This window comes from Pseudomonas sp. HN8-3, assembly GCF_020790195.1.
Taxonomy (GTDB): domain Bacteria; phylum Pseudomonadota; class Gammaproteobacteria; order Pseudomonadales; family Pseudomonadaceae; genus Aquipseudomonas; species Aquipseudomonas synxantha_A.
On sequence record NZ_CP086206.1, the window covers coordinates 3,974,725 to 3,993,572 of the forward strand.

At 58.9% G+C, this 18,848-nt stretch carries 19 protein-coding genes, 2 pseudogenes and 1 riboswitch; of the genes and pseudogenes, 10 read left to right on the forward strand and 11 right to left on the reverse strand.

Annotated features, from left to right (window positions below; genetic code table 11):
• Positions 1 to 25: 25 nt before the first annotated feature.
• Positions 26 to 1,087, reverse strand: a complete 1,062-nt coding sequence (locus LJX92_RS17620) for a M4 family metallopeptidase (protein WP_078821860.1) — start codon at positions 1,085 to 1,087, stop codon at positions 26 to 28.
• Between the two features lie 136 nt (positions 1,088 to 1,223).
• Here LJX92_RS17620 and LJX92_RS17625 point away from each other — a divergent pair, with 136 nt between their 5' ends.
• The 4 genes from LJX92_RS17625 (at position 1,224) to LJX92_RS17640 (ending at position 5,256) form a co-directional block, all read left to right on the forward strand.
• Complete coding sequence (locus LJX92_RS17625; protein ID WP_078821861.1) at positions 1,224 to 2,153, forward strand: DNA/RNA non-specific endonuclease; 930 nt, start codon at positions 1,224 to 1,226, stop codon at positions 2,151 to 2,153.
• 22 nt (positions 2,154 to 2,175) lie between these two features.
• A riboswitch (cobalamin riboswitch) is annotated at positions 2,176 to 2,369 on the forward strand.
• Positions 2,370 to 2,483: 114 nt separating this feature from the next.
• Positions 2,484 to 3,494, forward strand: a complete 1,011-nt coding sequence (locus LJX92_RS17630; protein ID WP_228308728.1) for an ABC transporter substrate-binding protein — start codon at positions 2,484 to 2,486, stop codon at positions 3,492 to 3,494.
• The gene (locus LJX92_RS17635; protein WP_228308729.1) at positions 3,491 to 4,495 is read left to right on the forward strand and encodes a FecCD family ABC transporter permease; all 1,005 of its coding nucleotides are present in this window, start codon (positions 3,491 to 3,493) and stop codon (positions 4,493 to 4,495) included. The genes LJX92_RS17630 and LJX92_RS17635 overlap by 4 nt, the downstream gene beginning before the upstream one ends.
• Complete coding sequence (locus tag LJX92_RS17640) at positions 4,492 to 5,256, forward strand: ABC transporter ATP-binding protein (protein WP_228308730.1); 765 nt, start codon at positions 4,492 to 4,494, stop codon at positions 5,254 to 5,256. Before LJX92_RS17635 ends, LJX92_RS17640 begins: the two co-directional genes overlap by 4 nt.
• A 153-nt stretch (positions 5,257 to 5,409) precedes the next feature.
• Here the strand turns inward: LJX92_RS17640 and LJX92_RS17645 are convergent, their stop codons facing one another.
• From LJX92_RS17645 to tspO, 3 genes are read right to left on the reverse strand one after another with little or no spacing between them, the layout of a single operon-like run.
• The gene (locus LJX92_RS17645; protein ID WP_228308731.1) at positions 5,410 to 5,901 is read right to left on the reverse strand and encodes a GNAT family N-acetyltransferase; all 492 of its coding nucleotides are present in this window, start codon (positions 5,899 to 5,901) and stop codon (positions 5,410 to 5,412) included.
• A complete protein-coding gene (locus LJX92_RS17650; protein WP_228308732.1) occupies positions 5,891 to 6,820 on the reverse strand; it encodes an alpha/beta hydrolase in 930 nt (309 codons plus the stop codon). Before LJX92_RS17650 ends, LJX92_RS17645 begins: the two co-directional genes overlap by 11 nt.
• On the reverse strand, positions 6,820 to 7,260 hold the full coding sequence (gene tspO / locus LJX92_RS17655) for a tryptophan-rich sensory protein TspO (protein ID WP_228308733.1): 441 nt from the start codon (positions 7,258 to 7,260) through the stop codon (positions 6,820 to 6,822). The genes LJX92_RS17650 and tspO overlap by 1 nt, the downstream gene beginning before the upstream one ends.
• Positions 7,261 to 7,424: 164 nt before the next feature.
• Here tspO and chrA point away from each other — a divergent pair, with 164 nt between their 5' ends.
• Positions 7,425 to 8,624, forward strand: coding sequence for a chromate efflux transporter (gene chrA, locus LJX92_RS17660; RefSeq protein WP_228308734.1), 1,200 nt, complete (start codon positions 7,425 to 7,427; stop codon positions 8,622 to 8,624).
• 8 nt (positions 8,625 to 8,632) lie between these two features.
• Here the strand turns inward: chrA and LJX92_RS17665 are convergent, their stop codons facing one another.
• The gene (locus LJX92_RS17665) at positions 8,633 to 9,196 is read right to left on the reverse strand and encodes a nucleotidyltransferase family protein (RefSeq protein ID WP_216091825.1); all 564 of its coding nucleotides are present in this window, start codon (positions 9,194 to 9,196) and stop codon (positions 8,633 to 8,635) included.
• 429 nt (positions 9,197 to 9,625) lie between these two features.
• On the opposite strand from LJX92_RS17665, the gene LJX92_RS17670 reads away from it, so the two are divergent.
• The gene (locus LJX92_RS17670) at positions 9,626 to 9,859 is read left to right on the forward strand and encodes a DUF6124 family protein (RefSeq protein WP_228308735.1); all 234 of its coding nucleotides are present in this window, start codon (positions 9,626 to 9,628) and stop codon (positions 9,857 to 9,859) included.
• 759 nt (positions 9,860 to 10,618) lie between these two features.
• Here the strand turns inward: LJX92_RS17670 and LJX92_RS17680 are convergent.
• A pseudogene (locus tag LJX92_RS17680) lies at positions 10,619 to 11,239 on the reverse strand (tyrosine-type recombinase/integrase).
• Positions 11,240 to 11,498: 259 nt separating this feature from the next.
• A complete protein-coding gene (locus LJX92_RS17685; RefSeq protein ID WP_032880219.1) occupies positions 11,499 to 12,458 on the reverse strand; it encodes a LysR family transcriptional regulator in 960 nt (319 codons plus the stop codon).
• A 103-nt stretch (positions 12,459 to 12,561) separates the two neighbouring features.
• Here LJX92_RS17685 and LJX92_RS17690 point away from each other — a divergent pair, with 103 nt between their 5' ends.
• The 3 genes and pseudogenes from LJX92_RS17690 (at position 12,562) to LJX92_RS17700 (ending at position 15,308) form a co-directional block, all read left to right on the forward strand.
• A complete protein-coding gene (locus LJX92_RS17690; RefSeq protein ID WP_032880218.1) occupies positions 12,562 to 13,311 on the forward strand; it encodes an SDR family oxidoreductase in 750 nt (249 codons plus the stop codon).
• 14 nt (positions 13,312 to 13,325) lie between these two features.
• A pseudogene (locus LJX92_RS17695) lies at positions 13,326 to 14,423 on the forward strand (HisA/HisF-related TIM barrel protein); the annotation flags it as partial.
• Between the two features lie 207 nt (positions 14,424 to 14,630).
• Entirely contained in the window at positions 14,631 to 15,308 is a 678-nt protein-coding gene (locus tag LJX92_RS17700) for an arginase family protein (protein WP_416309146.1), read from the forward strand.
• A 262-nt stretch (positions 15,309 to 15,570) separates the two neighbouring features.
• On the opposite strand, the gene LJX92_RS17705 is transcribed toward LJX92_RS17700, so the two are convergent.
• From LJX92_RS17705 to LJX92_RS17715, 3 genes are all read right to left on the reverse strand, one after another.
• On the reverse strand, positions 15,571 to 16,290 hold the full coding sequence (locus tag LJX92_RS17705) for a PA1136 family autoinducer-binding transcriptional regulator (protein WP_032880216.1): 720 nt from the start codon (positions 16,288 to 16,290) through the stop codon (positions 15,571 to 15,573).
• A complete protein-coding gene (gene hchA, locus LJX92_RS17710) occupies positions 16,290 to 17,165 on the reverse strand; it encodes a glyoxalase III HchA (protein WP_032880215.1) in 876 nt (291 codons plus the stop codon). Before hchA ends, LJX92_RS17705 begins: the two co-directional genes overlap by 1 nt.
• A 163-nt stretch (positions 17,166 to 17,328) precedes the next feature.
• Entirely contained in the window at positions 17,329 to 17,844 is a 516-nt protein-coding gene (locus tag LJX92_RS17715; RefSeq protein WP_228308736.1) for a GNAT family N-acetyltransferase, read from the reverse strand.
• 119 nt (positions 17,845 to 17,963) lie between these two features.
• Between LJX92_RS17715 and LJX92_RS17720 the strand changes: the two genes are divergently transcribed.
• A complete protein-coding gene (locus tag LJX92_RS17720) occupies positions 17,964 to 18,458 on the forward strand; it encodes a GNAT family N-acetyltransferase (protein ID WP_228308737.1) in 495 nt (164 codons plus the stop codon).
• Positions 18,459 to 18,464: 6 nt separating this feature from the next.
• Here LJX92_RS17720 and LJX92_RS17725 read toward each other — a convergent pair whose 3' ends face one another.
• Positions 18,465 to 18,698 (reverse strand): hypothetical protein, encoded by a 234-nt coding sequence (locus tag LJX92_RS17725; protein WP_003192651.1) that lies wholly within the window; start codon positions 18,696 to 18,698, stop codon positions 18,465 to 18,467.
• Positions 18,699 to 18,848: the final 150 nt, after the last annotated feature.

Consider the following 18,848-nt stretch of genomic DNA (forward strand, 5'->3'; position numbering starts at 1 on the left):
GTTCCTCGCCGCACAGGCGGCTTCGTCAAACGTTAATGCCCACCGCTTTCCAGCCTGCCTTGACCGCCTTCTGCTCATCCTTGTTTACGCCATAAAGCTGACCGGCAATATCATGGGTGATACGCGCAAAACGCAAAAAGCCGGAATTGGGCCGCAGCCGCGAATCGCGCAGTGCGTCATACCAGATCCGCCCTGCACGCTCCCAGGCGAACCCGCCAATCTTGGTCGCCACCTGATAGAACGCGTGGTTGGGAATGCCGGAATTGATATGCACGCCACCATTGTCCTCGTAGGTTTGCACAAAATCATCCATATGCCCCGGCTGCGGGTCTTTGCCCAGCAGCTTGTCATCAAAGGCGCTGCCCGGGGCTTTCATCGAACGCAGAGCGGTGCCTTTGATCTTTTTGGTAAACAGCCCCTTGCCGATCAACCAGTCGGCGTCCTCGGCCGTTTGCTTCAGCGCGTACTGCTTGATCAACGAACCGAATACATCCGACAGCGACTCGTTCAGCGCGCCGGACTGGTTGAAGTACATCAGCTTGGCCTCATCCTCGGTCACGCCATGAGCCAACTCATGGCCAATGACGTCGAGTGCCACGGTGAAGCGATTGAACAACTGCTGGTCGCCATCGCCGAACACCATCTGGGTCGAATTCCAGAACGCGTTGTTGTAGTCCTGGCCGAAGTGCACCGTGGCGTCCAGCGCCATGCCCGCATCGTCGATGGAGTTGCGGTCGAATACCTGGTCAAAAAAATCGAAGGTCGCGCCCAGGCCGTCATAGGCTTCGTCTACTGCGGCATCGCCACTGGCGGGCTGCCCTTCGCCGCGAATCAGCTTGCCGGGCAGGCTATCGGTGTTTTCGGCGCTGTAGATCGAGCGTTGCTTCTCGGCGCCCATGGCCAGTGCCATGCGGGCCGGGCCCTTGGCGGGTACCGCGACCATACGCAACGACCGGAACGTGCTGTCCTTGGCGCGCGTGCGTAATGCGACCTCCCGCTGGGCTTTATCCCCGTGGCGGGCGATCTGGTCGAGCATGTACGGCGGGATCAGGCAGAAAATCGGGTTGCGCAGTTGGCGAACACACATGAGCTGGCTCCTTTTTGGCGTGTGATGAACGTCCGGGTAACGGTTTTCAGGATAGCCCTGTGTTCGCCCCCTGGGCCAAATTGTCATGAGTTTGTGTTTCAGTGGTGTTTATCCGAGGCCCATAAGGAACATGCCCATGCCCGCCCGCACAGCCCAAATCGACCTTTCCCACCGCCCAAGGCTCGCCGACCTGCGTCCATTGGTCGCGGCCAGCCCCACCCTGCTGGAAGCCAGAGCCGCGACGCCGCGTGTCACAGCGGCCAAGGACTTCAAAAACCGCGCGGGCTATGCCGACGATTTCCTCAGCGATTTCGTGGTGCCATGGCCCACGGTTGGCGAGCCACTGGCGGGCGACGTGCAACCCAAGCGCCTGGACTACACGCATTTCTCCATCACCATGTCGCGCTCCCGACGATTGGCGCTCTACGTGGGGGTCAATATCGACGGCGCCAAGCATGTGGACATCACGCGCAGCAACGACACCTGGGCCTACGATGGCCGCTTGCCCCTGGACGCCCAAGTAGGTGAAGACCTCTATGCCGGCAATGGCCTGGACCGCGGCCACCTGGTACGGCGCCAGGACCCCAACTGGGGCGACGAGGCGAACACCGCCAACTTCGACACCTTTCACTTCACCAACTGCTCCCCTCAAATGAGCGGCTTCAACCAGAAAACCTGGCTGGAGCTCGAAGACTACATCCTCGACAACACCCAGCGCTGGAAAGCCCGGGCCACGGTGTTTACCGGGCCAGTGTTCGCCGATGACGACCGGCTTTACCGTGGCGTGAAAATCCCCAAGGCGTTCTGGAAAGTGGTGGCTTACCTCAGCGACGATGGCAAGCCCTCGGCCAGTGCCTACACGATTGACCAAAGCCGCGAACTGGGCCAACTCGACCTGGTATTCGGCCCGCTTCGAACCTACCAGCGCAGTGTGATTGCGATCGAACAACTGACCGGAATCCGCTTCGCCAACCTGGCCGACTACGACGGGTTCAGCAACGAAGAGCGCGCCACAGGCACCCGGATCGAAGCGCTGATCCGCGGGCCGCAAGATATTCGACTCTGATTCGCGCCTACAGGGTGTGATCGCTTACCATACCGCCGCCGGTTCCCGTATGGGACTAACAGGGAATTCGAAACGCCGCACGCGACGTGAACCGAAACTGCCCCCGCAACTGTAGATGCCGAGCCTGCTCCCACTGCCACTGGACCGCGTCCGGGAAGGCGGGAGCAAGGCGACGACGCATCAGTCAGGAGACCTGCCGGCCCAGCTAATTCACTAACCGGCGGGGTGTCCGGGAAGGACATCCTGGCCCTGCCCATCAGCAGCGTCCATGGGCGTATTTCCGAGCCGTACCTCCCCTGCTGCACCTACGGTTCACAAGGAGATCGCCTCATGCTGCCACGCGTTACCGCCCTGATCGCAGGCTTGGGTATGTGTGCCCTGGCGCAAGCCGCGCCCACTCAGTACCCGTTGACCGTGCAAAACTGCGGCAGCACCCTGACCTTCCAGCACGCCCCCGCCCGCAGCGTGACCATCGGCCAGGCCGCCACCGAGATGCTCTACGCCCTGGGCGTGGGCGACAAGGTGGTCGGCACTTCGCTGTGGTTCAACAACGTGGCGGCGCAGTACAAGGCCCAGGACGACCGCATCGAGCGCCTGGCCAACAACGAGCCAAGCTTCGAAGCCGTACTCGCCAAGCGCCCGCAACTGGTGGCCGCCGAGCTGGAATGGGTGGTAGGGCCCCAAGGCGTGGTCGGCACCCGTGAGCAGTTTCATGAACTGAAGATCCCCACCTACCTGTTGCCGTCCGACTGCGAAGGCAAAGACAACCTGGTGGGCGCCGATGGCACCCGGTTGGTGCCCTTTCGCATCGAGACGATCTACCAGAGCCTCCAGCAACTGGCGCAGATTTTCGACGTACAGGATCGCGGCCAACAACTGGCCGACGAACTCAAGGCGCGCCTGGCCAAATCCGTCGCTACGGCGCAGGGCAAAGGCTTGAAGCAGGCCAGCGCACTGGTGTGGTTCTCCAGCGCCGAAATGGCCAGCGACCCTTACGTAGCCGGCCATAAGGGCGTGCCGCAATTCATGCTGCAAACCCTAGGCCTGCGTAACGTCGTGCAGTCCGATGAAGAGTGGCCCGCCGTCGGCTGGGAAACCATCGCCAAGGCCAACCCCACCTTCCTGGTGATCGCACGCATGGACCGCCGCCGCTACCCGGCCGACGACCATGAAAAGAAACTCGCCTTCCTGCGCAGCGACCCCGTGACCCGCAACATGGACGCGGTGAAGAACAACCGCATCATCATCCTCGACGCCCTGGCGTTGCAGGCGAGCCTGCGCACCTTCGAAGGCCTTGAACAACTGGCCGCCGCCATCGACGGCTATAACCTGGGCCAATGATGCGCACCCTACTCGCCCTGGCGTTGCTGCTGCTCGCCCTACTCGCTGGCGTCGCCATCGGTGAAACTGCCATCGAACCGCAGGTGGTGCTGCAGGTGCTCGCCAATAAAATCTGGGGCGCAGGCTTCGTGCTGGACCCCATCGACGAAGGTGTGGTGTGGAACTATCGGCTCACCCGTGCCCTGGTGGCCGCAGCCTGCGGCGCAGGGTTGGCAACATGCGGCGTGATCCTGCAATCACTGCTGCGTAACCCGCTGGCCGATCCGTACCTGCTGGGCATCAGCGCCGGCGCGTCAACCGGCGCGGTACTCGTTGCCTTGATTGGCGTGGGCGGTGGCCTGGTGTCGTTATCGGCCGGCGCGTTTGTGGGGGCGATGGCGGCGTTTGCGCTGGTGACGCTGCTGGCGCGGGCCAGCGGATCGTCCAGCGGCACCGGGCAGATCATCCTCGCGGGCATCGCCGGCTCGCAGTTGTTCAATGCCCTGACCGCGTTCCTGATCACCAAGTCCGCCAGCTCCGAACAAGCCCGCGGCATTATGTTCTGGCTGCTGGGCAACCTCAGCGGCGTGCGCTGGCCATCGGTGTGGTTGGCGGTGCCGGTGGCGGTCGTGGGGCTCGCGGTGTGCCTGTGGCACCGTCGCGCACTGGATGCGTTTACCTTCGGCAGCGACTCGGCGGCCTCCCTCGGCATCCCGGTGCGCCGCGTGCAATTTGTGCTGGTGGCCTGCGCTGCGCTGGTGACGGCGGTGATGGTGTCCATCGTCGGCTCCATCGGGTTTGTCGGTTTGGTGATTCCCCACGCGGTGCGCCTGTTGCTTGGCACCGGGCATTCGCGCTTGTTGCCGGCCAGCGCCTTGGGTGGCGCGCTGTTTTTGATCGCAGCGGACGTGCTGTCGCGCACCTTGATCAAGGGCCAGGTGATTCCGGTGGGTGTGGTGACCGCATTGGTGGGCGCGCCGGTGTTTGCGCTGATCCTGATTGGCCGGAGGAATGCGCGATGAGCGTGCTCAGTTGCAGCGGCCTGGGCTTCAAAGTGCGTGAGGCGCAGTTGCTGCGTGACGTTGACCTGGACGTGCAGTTGGGTGAAACCCTCGGCATCGTCGGGCCCAATGGTTCAGGCAAATCCACCCTGCTCAAATTGCTGGCTGGATTACGTGTGCCGGCCAGCGGCGATGTTCGCCTGGGTGGCAAGCCGCTGGGTGAGTTGCCCCGCCGCACCATCGCGCAACAATTGGCGGTCGTGGAGCAACAGGCCGACACCGACGACGCCATTCGCGTGTTCGATGCCGTGGCCCTGGGCCGCACGCCGTGGCTGTCGGCGCTGAGTCCGTGGTCGCGCGAAGACGATGCCATCGTGCACCAGGCCCTGCACGACGTAGACGCCACCCACCTGAGCCAACGCGCCTGGCGCAGCCTCTCCGGTGGCGAGCGTCAGCGCGTACACATCGCCCGCGCCCTGGCGCAACGGCCGCAGATTTTGTTGCTGGACGAGCCGACCAATCACCTGGATATCCAGCATCAACTGGCGATCCTCAAAGGCGTGCAAGGCTTGCCGGTGACGACCTTGATTGCGCTGCATGACCTGAATCAGGCGCTGACCTGTGATCGCCTGGCCGTACTGGATCGCGGGCAACTGGTGGCGCTGGGCGCGCCGCTGCAAGTGCTGACGCCGCAGCGTTTGCAAGAGACCTTCGGGGTGCAGGGGCATTACCTGACAGACCCGTTCGACGGTGCGCAAATCCTGCGTCTGCGCTCCAACTGAACCTGTAGGTTGGAGCAGCTTGTTCTGGTGACAGCCTGACAGCCAACTGTGATCAAAATGTGGGAGGGGGCTTGCTCCCGATGTCGGTGGGTCAGTCATAGATGTGTTTGCTGACACTCCCTCATCGGGAGCAAGCCCCCTCCCACATTGGTTCTACAGAGGCAGGTGCATATGGGTTGTTTGCCAGATCGGGTCGGCCTCGACATCCACCACTTCGAACCCCTGCCGCCGCCAGAAATCAATCGCGCCGGGCAGAAACGGATGGGTGTGCAAGTACATCACCTCCACGCCATTCGCCCGCGCCAGCGCCTCCAGCGAGCGGTACAACTGGCCCGCCAGGCCCAGGCGGCGCACTGCCGGGAGCACATACAGGCGCACCACTTCCACCGTCTTGCGCCCCTGGTAGTTCAACTGTGGGAAGCGGCCGTCGTAGGGCCGATAAGCCACCGAGGCAACTATCCGGCCTTCGGCACGGGCAATCAAAAACCGCCCGCCGCCCTCAAGGTAGATGGCTTCAAACTGCGCCAGATCGTGAGGAACACCGGTGGCACTGAGCGACGGAAACAGTTCATCACGCGCCTGCAAAGCGAAGCTCAGCACCTGGGGAATGTCAGCGGCCTGCACCGCCTCGATACTAACGCTCATCGCCAAGGATCCGACCCGCTATCCACTGGCGAGCGTAAGCCAACACGCGATCGGCCATCGCCACCTGAAAATGAATAAACCCATGGGCCGCTTCCGGCAGTAGATGGGCCTCAACCGCCGCCCATCGCTCGGCGATAAGCAGGGTGTCATCCTTGAGCGGGTCCAATTCGCCCACGAACATCAGCGCTGGCGGCAGCCCCTCAAAGTCCCCATACAAAGGGGACAACGGCGGCTGCCGGCGCGTCTGGTCGCTGATCCCCGGCGTTAGAAGGCGCAGCGCCTGGACCATGCCCGGACCGTCCAGCAACAAGGTGCCCGGCCCGGCCGTGCGCACACTGGGCGTGCCGGTCAAATCGTAGACGCCGTAATACAACACCGCGCCGCTTACCCGCTGGAGTAACTCGGGCCATTGCTTGAGCGCCAACAAGGTGGCCGCCGCCAGATGCCCGCCGGCCGATTCACCGACGAAAAACACCGGCAGGCCGGCAAACTCCGGGCAATCCGCCAGGAGCCAGCGCGCAGCCGTCAGGCAGTCGTCCAGCAACCCTTCGATCGGCGTATCCACCGCCAGCCGATAATCCACCGACACCACCGCCACATCGCAAGCGTTGACCATGCCGAGGTTAAGGTCGTCATTCATTTGCGCATTGCCGATCACCCAGCCACCGCCGTGGATATCCAGCACCACGCCTTTGAGCTTGCCACTGGGGCGCAAGATGCGCACGGGCACCGTGCCCAGCCTTTTCAGCTCAACCACGGGCGCCTTCTTGAACGTCTGGCTGGCGCGTAGCAGTGCCTGGATCATGCGCGGCGTCACGCGGTTGCGGACTTTAAAACGCGGCATCCACGCCAGTTTCTGATTGAAGCGGCGCATCTGGGCCAGTTCGGGCTCGCTGGCGGGCCAATGCTGGTAAGCCATCAGCGATTATTACGCAGGATCGAGAAGTTCAACGCCGCGGCCACGCACAGCCACGCCAGATACGGGAACAGGATCAGTCCGGTAATCAAATCCAGGCGCACGGCCAGCACCACCATCGCTGCCACGGTGAGCCACAAGAGCACGATAATCACCATCCCGGCGAACAACCGATGGGCACCGAAGAACACCGGCGTCCACAGCGTGTTCAATGCAATCTGCGCCGCCCACAAGGCCAACACCATTTCGCTGCCGGGGATCAGGGTCAAGCGGTAACCGGCCCAGGCCAACAGCAGGTAGATGATCGTCCATGCCACCGGGAACAGCCAATTGGGCGGGGTAAAGCTGGGCTTGACCAGGGATTCGTACCAGGCACCGGGTTTGAAGATCACACCGGTACTGGCGGCGGCGGCGCAGGCGAGTAGGAAGATTAAAAAGGTCATGGTCGGTCCTTGAGGTCCTGTGGATGGAAAAACAATGCACTGCTTTGAGTGACTCAAGCAACCGCGGATAAATTCAATGGGAGCAGCAAAATACCCGCTCTTCTGCGCGTCATGAAAATTGGTTATGGTCGGCAACATCCAGCATCGTTGCCCGAGACGCCCCCTTGCCCCAGCTTGCCGATCACCGCAGCAGCCCCTGGTCAGTGTTCCTGATCTTCCTGCGCCTGGGCCTCACCTCCTTCGGCGGGCCGATTGCGCACCTGGGCTATTTTCGCCAAGAGTTCGTCAGCCGCCGCCGCTGGCTCAGCGAGCGCAGCTATGCCGAACTGGTCGCCCTCTGCCAATTCCTCCCCGGCCCGGCCAGCAGCCAGGTCGGTATCGCGTTGGGCCTGTCCCGCGCGGGTTACCGGGGCGCGGCGGCAGCCTGGGCCGGGTTCACCTTGCCGTCGGCCATCGCCCTGATCCTGTTTGCCCTGGGGCTGGCCCACTACGGCGGCGCCCTCCCCCATGGCGCGCTGCACGGCCTCAAGGTCGTCGCCGTAGCGGTGGTGGCCCAGGCCGTATGGGGCATGGCACGCAACCTGTGCCGAGGCGTTTTACGGGTGGCGTTGATGTTGATCGCCGCCTGCGTGGTGCTGCTGCAACCCTCCGCCTGGGCTCAAGTCGGGGTCATGGTGGTCGCAGGCGTGGCCGGCCTGTTGCTGTTCAAGCCCGAGAGCAGTGCCGAGCCCGACGCGCTGCCCATCGCCATCAGCCGCCGTGCCGGAGCCCTGTGGTTGATGCTGTTTTTGCTGCTGCTTATAGGCATGCCACTCCTCTCCGCATGGGCGCTCAACCCCACGCTGGCGCTGGTGGACGCCTTCTACCGCACCGGCGCGCTGGTATTCGGCGGCGGCCACGTAGTGTTGCCGCTACTGCAAGCCGAAGTGGTGCCCAGCCACTGGGTCAGCAACGATGTATTCCTCGCCGGTTACGGCGCCACCCAGGCTATGCCCGGCCCGCTGTTCACCTTCGCCGCCTTCCTCGGCGCCTCCATGACCCACGCCCCGAGCGGTTGGCTTGGCGGGGTGATCGCCCTGCTGGCGATCTTCGCCCCCTCGTTTCTACTGATCTTCGGCGCCTTGCCCTTCTGGGCCAACCTGCGCAAAAGCCCGCGCACCCAGGCGGCGCTGGCCGGGGTGAACGCGGCGGTGGTTGGCCTGTTGTTGGCGGCGCTGTACCAACCGGTGTGGACCAGCGCGATTTTCAACGGGTATGACGTGGCCCTGGCGTTGCTCGCACTGGTCGCGCTGATGGTGTGGAAGCTGCCGCCATGGTTGGTGGTGATAGGCTGCGGCGTACTCGGGGGGTTACTGGATTTGTGAGCGGGGGCTCAGCCCGGCTCGACAATCTTGAGCCACGGCCAACGCGCCTGATAACTCCTGGCCTTGTGCAAAAACAGCTCGGGCTCTGCGTGCAAAGGGTTGATCCGCAACACCCCCTGCTCTACATCCTCCAAGCCATAAGGCGCATACACCTCGCCGGAGGCAATCTCCAGCGCAATGCACGTGCCCGCCACCAGGTACCGATCAACGCCCTGCCTGGCCGAATGCAACTGTGGATAGGGCCGGCCAAACCGCTGCCCATACCAAAGGTGCACCCGCGCCTGATTCCTGACCTCCACATTCACCCCCAGGTCTTGGAATAGCACCTGCGCCGCACGAATTACCGCGTCTTCCGCCTCGTAGGACAGGTCCTCGTCAAAGTAAAAAACGTCATAGTCCTTCACGCCCTGAGCCGCCGGCAGATTCGCCTGATGGTTCCACACCGCCTGGAACAGGCAGCCCGCCGTGAGCATGCACTGCTGCACACCCAGATCCGGCAGGCGCGCGGTGATTTGCGCATTGATAGGGTTGGCCATGGCCAATTCGAGCAAGGTGTCGACAGTCAATGTCATGTTCAGTCCTCCATCGTCAGCGCCAACCATAACACCGGAATATGGCACTTCTGTAGGAGCGAGCTTGCTCGCGAAAAACCCAAACGATAACGTAGCGCCTGAAGGCAAAATCCGATTTCCACACCGCGCCTTGCTCCATTGCCTACGCGTGCGTCAGAATCCGCCGGCTTGTGCGCTGGGGTGGCCGTCTCTAAGGTGGCTCGGTCGCTGAATTGTTCAGTGATCGGGTTTAGTAGCCTGAAGGTTAATCCAAACAACGTGCACAAGCTTCACCGATCAGGCATTGCGTCTGTGTTTGATGGTGGCTGTGTGCAGGGCACCTTCGGGTGCGCCGGCTTCGTTTGGATTCCCCGGTCTACTAACCTGCGCACAGCCGCCACCCTTATGTTTAGTAGCTAAAGGATGATGGCCCTAAACAGGAATTCAAACATGCTCAAATCAGATTCAAGTGCCCTCTTCAACGTTGCCCCCAACGCCAGCAACGAAACCCTCATCACCAACAGCTACGAAACCTTCACCAGCGTCAGCACCCTGCTGCTCGAACTGTCCGAAGACCTCAACGGCAAACACCGCGACATCGCCCTCGCCATCCACCAACTGAGCGAACTGGGCGTACTGCTTACCGCCAGACTCCTCGACCGCGAAGTGCCGTGCCCTGGGTGATGATTAGCCCTTTAATTCAATAGCTCGATAACTCGTCGCGTCGTTGTAAGCCACGTACAACGACTCGGCGAGTTGGCGCTTGATGGCTTTGGTGGATTCAGCCTCGGCACAAAGCCCTCTGCGATGAGGAGAGCGGCGACTGCTTTCGGCCCAGAGTGTGTAAATACTTAGCAGGAACGTTCGGCACTGAGGTAAAGCTAGTCTGTAGATCTCAAACCGAAGGGATGCCCTCGAATGACGGGATCTTCTAGAACCAGTGTTCGTGCATTTTCGAAAGAAATACAGGGGTAATCGGCAGACTGGATGCTGAACCGATGACCGAGTCGATCCCGCACTTCGGACACAGAGCAGTGCTATCTAGATCAACCCACTCAGTGATTTCAGAGGGCGAAAACACACCTAAGCAGTAAAAACAGCCACAGTGATCGCTTGCCTCAATTTGAGTACGGTGATTTGTAGAAAATTGGTGCGCTGAAATCACATCCATAGGCAGATCCTTAAGCTCCAAATTTACTAGCATTACTTTCTTGCATCAGAGTACATCAAGAGTCTTCCAACGTTGCTCCGATTGCCCAAAGTGATAACGCAGGATTGCCTATGAAACGTTTCATCCAAGGTGACTATCGCGGACAAAGCACTCTGCTTCCCGAAAGCCTTGACGATTAAGTCAGTGATACCAATGCGGTCCGCGTAGTCGACGTCTCTGTCGACGAGCGGGCCGGTTAGCGACGGTCTAACTTCGACCGTCGCTATGCATGGTCAAACCTCAGTCTGTTCCGCCATCTCCAGGGCGTCATCGACCTCAATCCCCAGGTATCGAACAGTGCTCTCCAGCTTCGTATGGCCGAGCAGCAACTGAACCGCCCGCAGGTTCTTCGTCCTGCGATAGATCAGTGATGCCTTCGTACGTCTCATTGTGTGTGTGCCATACATGGCTGGATCAAGGCCCACGGCTTTCACCCAGCCTTAGACGATACGAGCGTATTGACGAGTAGATAGATGGTCTGAAGTATGCAGCCGGCTAGGAAAAAGGTAGTCCTCGCTGCGTAGCTGGGCCCGATGTATCCAGGCCCAGAGAGCAGATCGTGTTTGATCAGTGATCTCAAACTGCACAGGCCGTTGCGTCTTCTGCTGCATCACCATGGTTCGTGATGATAAGTGCTCGCCATGAGCAACGTCGCGCACGCGGAGCTTGGTTAAGTCGCAGGCTCGAAGCTTGCTGTCGATGGCCAGATCGAAGAGAGCCAGATCTCGGGTTCTTTCCGCAATTTGAAGCCTTACTCGGATGGCCCAGATATCTCTCAGTCGGAGTGGGGTTTTCTGCCCGACCAGTTTTCCTTTGTTCCGGGGCTGACGTCTGCAGGTAGCGATGATGTTCATGACAAGTCCTCCACGTGTGGAAGGACAAGGATGGCTAATCGGAGCAACGTTAGCTAACCGGCCAAAAGCGTACGCTCAAGACTTGTCAGTCTTTCGGCCAGAAGCAGATCTTTGCAAATCTCCATCTGTGGTACGAATCAGCCTCTTCGATATCTGCAGTAAGTAAGGAAGATGGCAGTGGCGCTTGGATCAGTCACTCTTGGCTCTCGGACCTGCCAAGAGTGATTACATATTCTCGCCCTGACTGTTTGAATGGTTTTTAAAGTTCCTTTACGTATCCCAGATGCAAAGCTGAAAGCTGTTTTTCATCAAAGCGGAAACTGTCGGCCTGCTGTTTAATATACTGGGCCGCGTGCTCAATGAAGCGCTGGACGCGCCGAGGCATGTCAGGCTGATGGGCATGATAAAGAAAGATCGCGTATCGCTCGCTGATGCTACTGCAGAACAGAGGAACTAGTTCACCGCTGCGCAGATAGGGAGCGGCGATGATGCCATCGATCATGCCTATCCCCATGCCTGCCAAAGCGGCTTGCAATTCGGTACCTACGTCATTGGTACAGAACGAGACATGGACAGGCTCGTACTCGGCGATGCCATCGACGTTGAATTCCCAAGGAATGACCCGACCGGTATTCGGCCTACGACTGCCAATGCACTCATGGTTGACCAGATCCATGCGCGTGGCAGGAACGCCGTGTTGATCCAGATAGTCTGGAGAGGCACAGGCGATCAGTTGGAGTCGCATCAGTTCCCTCACCACGAGCTGCCCTTCGGGGGAGAAACCTGATCTGAAGCCCACATCAATGCCGGCGCTCACGATATCTGTGTATCGATCCTCCGCCACCAGATCGAATTCAACATCTGGATGTGCCTGCTGAAAGCTCTTGATGAGTGGCAGCATGAGGTTCTTACATAAGCTCAATGGTGCTGTCAGACGAATGAGCCCCTGGTCAGACGCAGTGGCTTGTCGGGTCTGTTCCCATGCCGATGCCAGTGCCGCAACCCCGCCTCGGGTTCGTTCGAGGAAGGTGCGCCCCTCTTCGGTCAGGCTTGAGCTGCGCCGCGAACGCCGGAACAGCGGCAATCCTAACTCTGCCTCCAGCTGACGAACGGCCTTGCTGACGGCTTGAGGGGTTATACCCAGCACTGCGGCGGCTTTGTAAAAACTGCCCAGGTCGGCGGATTTGATGAAGATTTCGATAGCTCGAAGACGATCCATAGGCAACTCTTGGTTGTTTATAAATAAGCAGTTTACCCATTATTTGGTTGGTCATTGACGGGTAGGGTGTAACGCACCTTTTCCAACAACGGAGATTCTTCGTATGAGCCAATCAAATATCGCAGGCAAAGTTGTCATCATTACCGGAGCCAGCAGCGGTTTGGGCGAGGCTACAGCTCGCCTCCTGGCTCGTGCGGGTGCACAGGTTGTTCTGGGTGCTCGCCGACTGGAACGCCTTGATCAAATAGTCGCAGAGATTGCTGCTGAGGGTGGCCAAGCCATCGCGGTGCAAACGGATGTGACGCGTCGAGAGGATCTGGAAGCGTTGGCAGCCGCCGGCGTCGAGAAGTTCGGCCGAATCGATGTGCTGGTTAATAACGCCGGCACCATGCCGCTGGCGCCGATCAACAAGCTCAGGGTTGATGAATGGGATCGCATGATCGACATCAACATCAAAGGCGTGCTCTATGGTATCGCGGCCGTACTGCCACGCTTCGAGGCTCAGAACAGCGGGCATATCATCAATATTTCGTCGGTAGCCGGCATCAAGGTCTTTGCACCCATCGGCAGTGTCTACAGCGCCACCAAGTTCGCTGTGCGGGCGATCGCTGAAGGCTTGCGCAGCGAGATTGGCCATAACATCCGCTCGACAATCATCTCTCCCGGCGCGGTTGAGTCTGAGCTCAAGCACCACACCTGCGATAGCGATACTGCGGAGGTGGTGAAAGGCTTCTATCAGGCCAACCAGATTTCCTCCGATTCAGTCGCCCGCGCCATCGCCTATGCCATCGAACAACCCCAGGACGTGGACATCAACGAAATCGTGATTCGTCCAACAGTCCAAGAATTTTGATGAGGACTGAGATCATGACTGCGCAAGTAATACCTCGAGTTTTGGCAACCACTCAAATAGACGGTTTGAAGCTGAAGAACCATCTTGCTGTTGCCCCCATGACCCGCGTCACTGCCACTGAGCATGGCAAAATCACTGCGGCGATGCATGAGTACTACCTGCGCTTCGCACAGGGTGGTTTCGGTCTGATTACTACCGAAGGGCTTTATACCGACAGGAATTACTCCCAGGGATACGCATTCCAGCCTGGCTTGGCTGACGACGAACAAGCGCACGCCTGGGTGGCTACCGTGCAGGCGGTTCAGGCCAGGGGCAGCCGTTTCTTCGCTCAGATAATGCACTCGGGCGCGCTCAGCCAGAGTAATCGTTTTCGCACCGAAACCGTCGCGCCTTCGGCGATCAAGCCAAAGGGTCAGCAACTGAGTTTCTACTACGGCAAGGGCGATTACGCCGAACCGAAAGAATTGAGCGAGCAGCAAATCGCTGAAATCGTCGAGGGCTTCGTCAGCTCAGCGATTCGCGCTGTACGCATATCGGGCTTCGACGGCGTCGAGATTCACGGTGCCAACGGCTATTTGCTCGATCAGTTCCTAAGCTACGAGACCAACAAACGCACCGATCGCTGGGGTGGAAATACCCAGAGGCGGGTCTCGCTGCTGGCGGAAATCGTAGAGAAGGTCAAAAAGGAAATCGGTCAGTTAGCTCGGGTCGGCATCCGGATCTCACAAGGCAAGGTGAACGATTTCACCAGTAAGTGGCCGGGCGGCGAAGCTGACGCGCAGATCATTTTCAGTGCTCTTGCGCAAGCAGGCGCAGACTTCATCCATGTCACTGAATACGATGCTTCAAAGCCAGCCTTCCCCGAAGGCCAGGATACCCTGGTGTCGCTCGCGCACCGTTACGCCCCTGGCGTTTCGATCATTGCCAATGGCGGCCTGGAAGATCTTGAGAGTGCCGGCAAGGTGCTGGATGCAGGCGCGAGCGTTTTAGCCATTGGCAAAGCAGCCCTGGCTAACCCAGACCTGCCAAACCGATTGGAAGCTCAGCTTGAAATGCGTCCGTTCAACGGTGATGTGCTCCAGCCGATTGCCAGCGTTAAGGAAAGCGAGCTTACCATCGAGCTGGCCGGCCCACGTAAAACACTTCGCCTGAAGATTCCCCAGTGGCAAGGTGGTGACAATCCGCCAACCGGGTTCGGTGCAGAGCTACTAGCCTTCCTGGCACCGGCCAGTACCAGCCCTCTGATCGAGATTCCCGTAAAGCCCTATACCGGGCAGAAGACGGTGATTCAGGATGGCGTAGCCCATCGTGAAGCGATCATGGAGCAGCTCCAGGCAACAACTGAAGTACTTAATGAGCATCGCCCAGACCGCGTAGTGGTATTTGGAGGCGACTGCCTGGTCGACCAAGCCCCGTTCGCTTACCTCAACGAACGGTACGACGGCCAGCTCGCTATCCTCTGGATAGATGCACACCCGGATATCAAAAACCCGAAAGAGTATTGCAACGCCCACACGATGGTAATGGCCAACCTGCTCGGTGAAGGAGACGCAACGCTGGCAGCTCAAGTAAAGGTGCACATTGATCCGAAGAAGGTGATGTTTGCAGGGCTGCGGCAGGATGGTCTGACCCGCCAGGAAGCTGAATTCATCGAACGCCACAGTCTGAGTGTTGCAACACCAGAAGCGCTGATCTCGTCCAGTGAAAGCGTACTGGAGTGGATCCGTCTCAACGAAATCAAGCATCTGGCCATCCACTTTGACCTGGATGTTCTGAACCCGACTGAGTTTCGCTCGGTGTTCTTCGGTGAGCCCAACCCGGCGAGCGATCCTTATGAGGCTTTTCCAGCAGGGAAAATGAGCGCGGCCCAAGTGGTGCGATTGATCAACGATGTGTCCAGTGCGACTGATGTAGTTGGTTTAGGTATCACCGAGCATCTGCCGTGGGATGCCATCACGCTTAAGGACATGCTGGCTGACATCCCGATTCTCTCGTAAATCATTTGTCCCGTATGAGCCTACTGCACCTGCACGTGCTAATACGGGGTCGCCTCATGCCGGCCAGAGCACTTACTAGTCGGAAGGAGGCGAGACCGGGGGTAAATGGGAGGATTTATTTCTCCCTGCTTTGATGTCCGCCTTTGGCCGTTTTATGCCTCTCGCCAGGGGCAGCAATCGGCCAATAGCCGACATTCAGATCAGCCCATTGAGGAAATTACTCGGAGGTCCAAACGTTCCACCACTCGATCTCGCCGCGTCCTTAACCATCGATATCGCCGTTACGGATGGCCATCCTGATGGCTTGTGCTGTCGTTGTCACGCCCAGACGTCGGCGCGCTGAGCGCAGGTGATTTTCAACCGTACGCTCCGACAAACCGAGAGTTGCTGCAATATCCGCTTGCCGTCTTCCGGCAGCCGTCCATTCCATGACTTCGCGCTCTCGCGGGGAAAGGCTTTGTAACGCTTCGTCCAGTGGAGCCTCAAGCAACCCCCTAGCTGCGAAAAAAGCGGCCGTCGCAACCAGGCTTAGTCCCAAGCGAACCCGCGCGCTTCCATCCACCGGCTCACCCCCCAAGCTCATCGCGCCCTCAAGCCCCTGCGGGCCGAAAACTGGTACCTGCAACCCCTGAATCCCTGGATCACCTGGAGAACGAATCACCCGGTAGCGCTCTTCTCCCTTGACCTGTTCTTTCTGCCAGAAGAAGGATTGCCGAGCATTCAGAAGGTGGCGAGTCACCGGACAATGTCGAACATAAGTCTCGGCATCCACCGATCGACCGTTATCGAACCAATCGCCTTCGACCCAGTAGATATGCTCAACCACTTCTTCACTTGCCGGCGATGCAGAAAACAACACGAATCGATCATAGCCGTAGGGTGTGGCAAAACCCCTGACGGCTTTCTTGATTGATTCAAGTGTGCGCGCCGTCTCTATCTCCAGAGCAGCTCGCATCGCTGTTTCGGCCGGCCCGTCGCTCACTACGATGCGACCTCTTTCAACAATGCTTCAGCTGCCAACTTGCCCAGATTATTGCCTGCCAGTGGGCTGTCGCCGGTCAGCAACTTGCGGTCTTGGAGCGTTGCACCTGAAATATCCTGGTTGACGATCTCAACTCCCAGGGCTTTCAATTGCTCACCAAATTTCCAGGTCAAATGCCCAGGCATATAACCGATGTCGGGCGTTTTTGCGTCGAGACTGTCTGGAAATGCGCAGATCTTGTAGCCGTTGAAAATGTAGGAATCCCTCGACTCTCCAATACCCGCCGCGAGCATTGCTGCTGGGCCGTGACATAGGGAAATCACAAATTTGTCGTTGGTGATTGCCCAATGCAAAGCCGCTTTCACGTCGGCACTCTCCGGCAATCCAATCAGCGCGCCGTGTCCGCCGGGTATGAAAACCCCGATGTAATCCGAATCCTCGCCCAGTGCCTTTTCGACCACATCGGAAAGCTTCAAGGGTTTTTTGAACTGTTCGCGGTATTTGGCGTAGAAATTCTTTACCTCGGTATCTTCGGAAGGCATGGCCCAGAATTCAAACTTCACCGGATTGCCTGACAGGGTCGCAACGTCGAACGCGAAGCCGGCTTTGTCGAGGTGGTACATGGGTAGCAACGTCTCGACCGGGTGATTACCGGTGGAAAACATGGTGCCGTTGTCGGTCAGTAAATAGCGCTCGTCGGCGCCGATCAGCAATATCTTCCAGCGGCCACCTTGGTAAGGATTAGGGTAATCCGCGTCACTCAAATCAGATTTTGGCGAGGTAAATTGGCTTAGCGAGTATGGAGAGGGGAAAAAGGCATTGTCCTCTGCCTGATCCGGTGTGGGGCGCTTGTCGTCACTCTGCAAGGTAGTCATGGTTTTCTCCTACGAATGGGCCGATTGTCGAAATCAATGCTAATAGCGTGACGCAGGCCCAGCAATGAGGGTTTTCCCTCAAAGAAATTTTCCGCACCCATACAGTACGCCGATCGGCCGCTTTTGGCCGAAAGCAGGCCTCCGACCAACCTGATACCCAGAGTTAAACCACCGGTATCTGATACACAACCGACTCATATTTTTCCGACATCCGCCTCTCAATGACAACTCCCCCCAAAGTTTCGGCAATACGCCGACTCGCACGATTCTGCGTCGCAACAGGGTAGATAAAGTGCTTTGCCGCAAACCGTTTGTTAGCCCACTGAACAACCGCCTGCACCGCTTCACCACCAAACCCCTGCCCATGTTTATCTTCACGGATCCAGATACCCAACTCCGGCGTTTCACTGCCGGTATGGTGCAGCCCGACCAGGCCGGTAAAACGGGCATTCACCCGCTCTCTGATCGTAAACACAATGTCGCTGCCATCCGCTATTGCAGGCAGCCACCGTCCCCAGACTTGCGCGTACTCTTCTAGCGAGGCAGGCGGTTCCCAGGACATGTAGCGAGTCAGAGTCGGCGTGATACAAGGGAAGGACTCAACAGCGTCCTGCTCGCAGAAGGGCTCGATGCTCAGGCGTTGCGAGAGAATGCGGATTGGGTGGGTGTCCACTGGCATTGCAATTTCCTTCCTGGGGGCCGTAACTCCATTTATGCCGTGAACATACCATGCGGGTCGCTTCATCAGTATCAGGCTCTCTATACTGGGCCCCCAGGATGGTAGTTGGAGCACACAATATGCCCGTCGCACCCAATCAAAATTCCCCGATCATTTTGGCCCCAGTTCAACAAAGCGACTTGGATAATCTTGTAGCCATTCGAATTGAGGCCATGCGCGAAAGTCTGGAGCGTGTTGGGCGATTTGACCCTGTGCGTGCGCGGGAGCGGTTTCTTGGCGGCTTTGAAGCTCGCAATACACGCTATATCGAGGCAGCTGGAGAGCGGGTGGGGTTCGTAGTGGTCAAACATCACCAAAATGAACTCTTGCTCGACCACTTGTATGTAAGGCCGGGCGCGCAAGGGTCAGGGGTAGGGTCTGCTGTTCTCTCTCAGATTTTCAAAGAGGCGGATGCGGCTGCGCTTCCTATTAAGGTGGGGGCTCTCAAGGAAAGCGCTTCGAATCACTTTTATACCCGCCATGGCTTCCAGCTCATCGAAAGCAGTGAATTCGACAATTATTATGTTCGTCAGCCTATTCCGGCGATTGGCGCTCATTCCGGAACCATGGGCTGACGTGCACTACCCCTTCAGTTCACCAGCCCGATTGCTCGCCGCGTCGTCATACGCCACATACAACGACTCTGCAATCTGGCTTTTGATCGCCTTGGTGGCCTCCAGCCCCAGCACGAAACCCTCGGCTTTACCGCCAGCACGGTTAAGTTCTTCATGGGTGGAGGCGCCTGTAATAGCGTCAAGAAGCTTGGCGGCGTGGGGGCCGACGCCTTTGGGGAGGGAGATCTGGTCGATGGACATTATCGCTACCTTGAAAAATGGAGTTCGGGAGCGAGTGGAACCACTGCCGGGGCTGGCATGGTAGACCTGTTTGCAGTGAAAGGGCTCGCTTTACGCGTAGCGGCGCTATTCTGTGCGGCTACGCAGTGAGGTGGGGGGCCATTGGTAAAT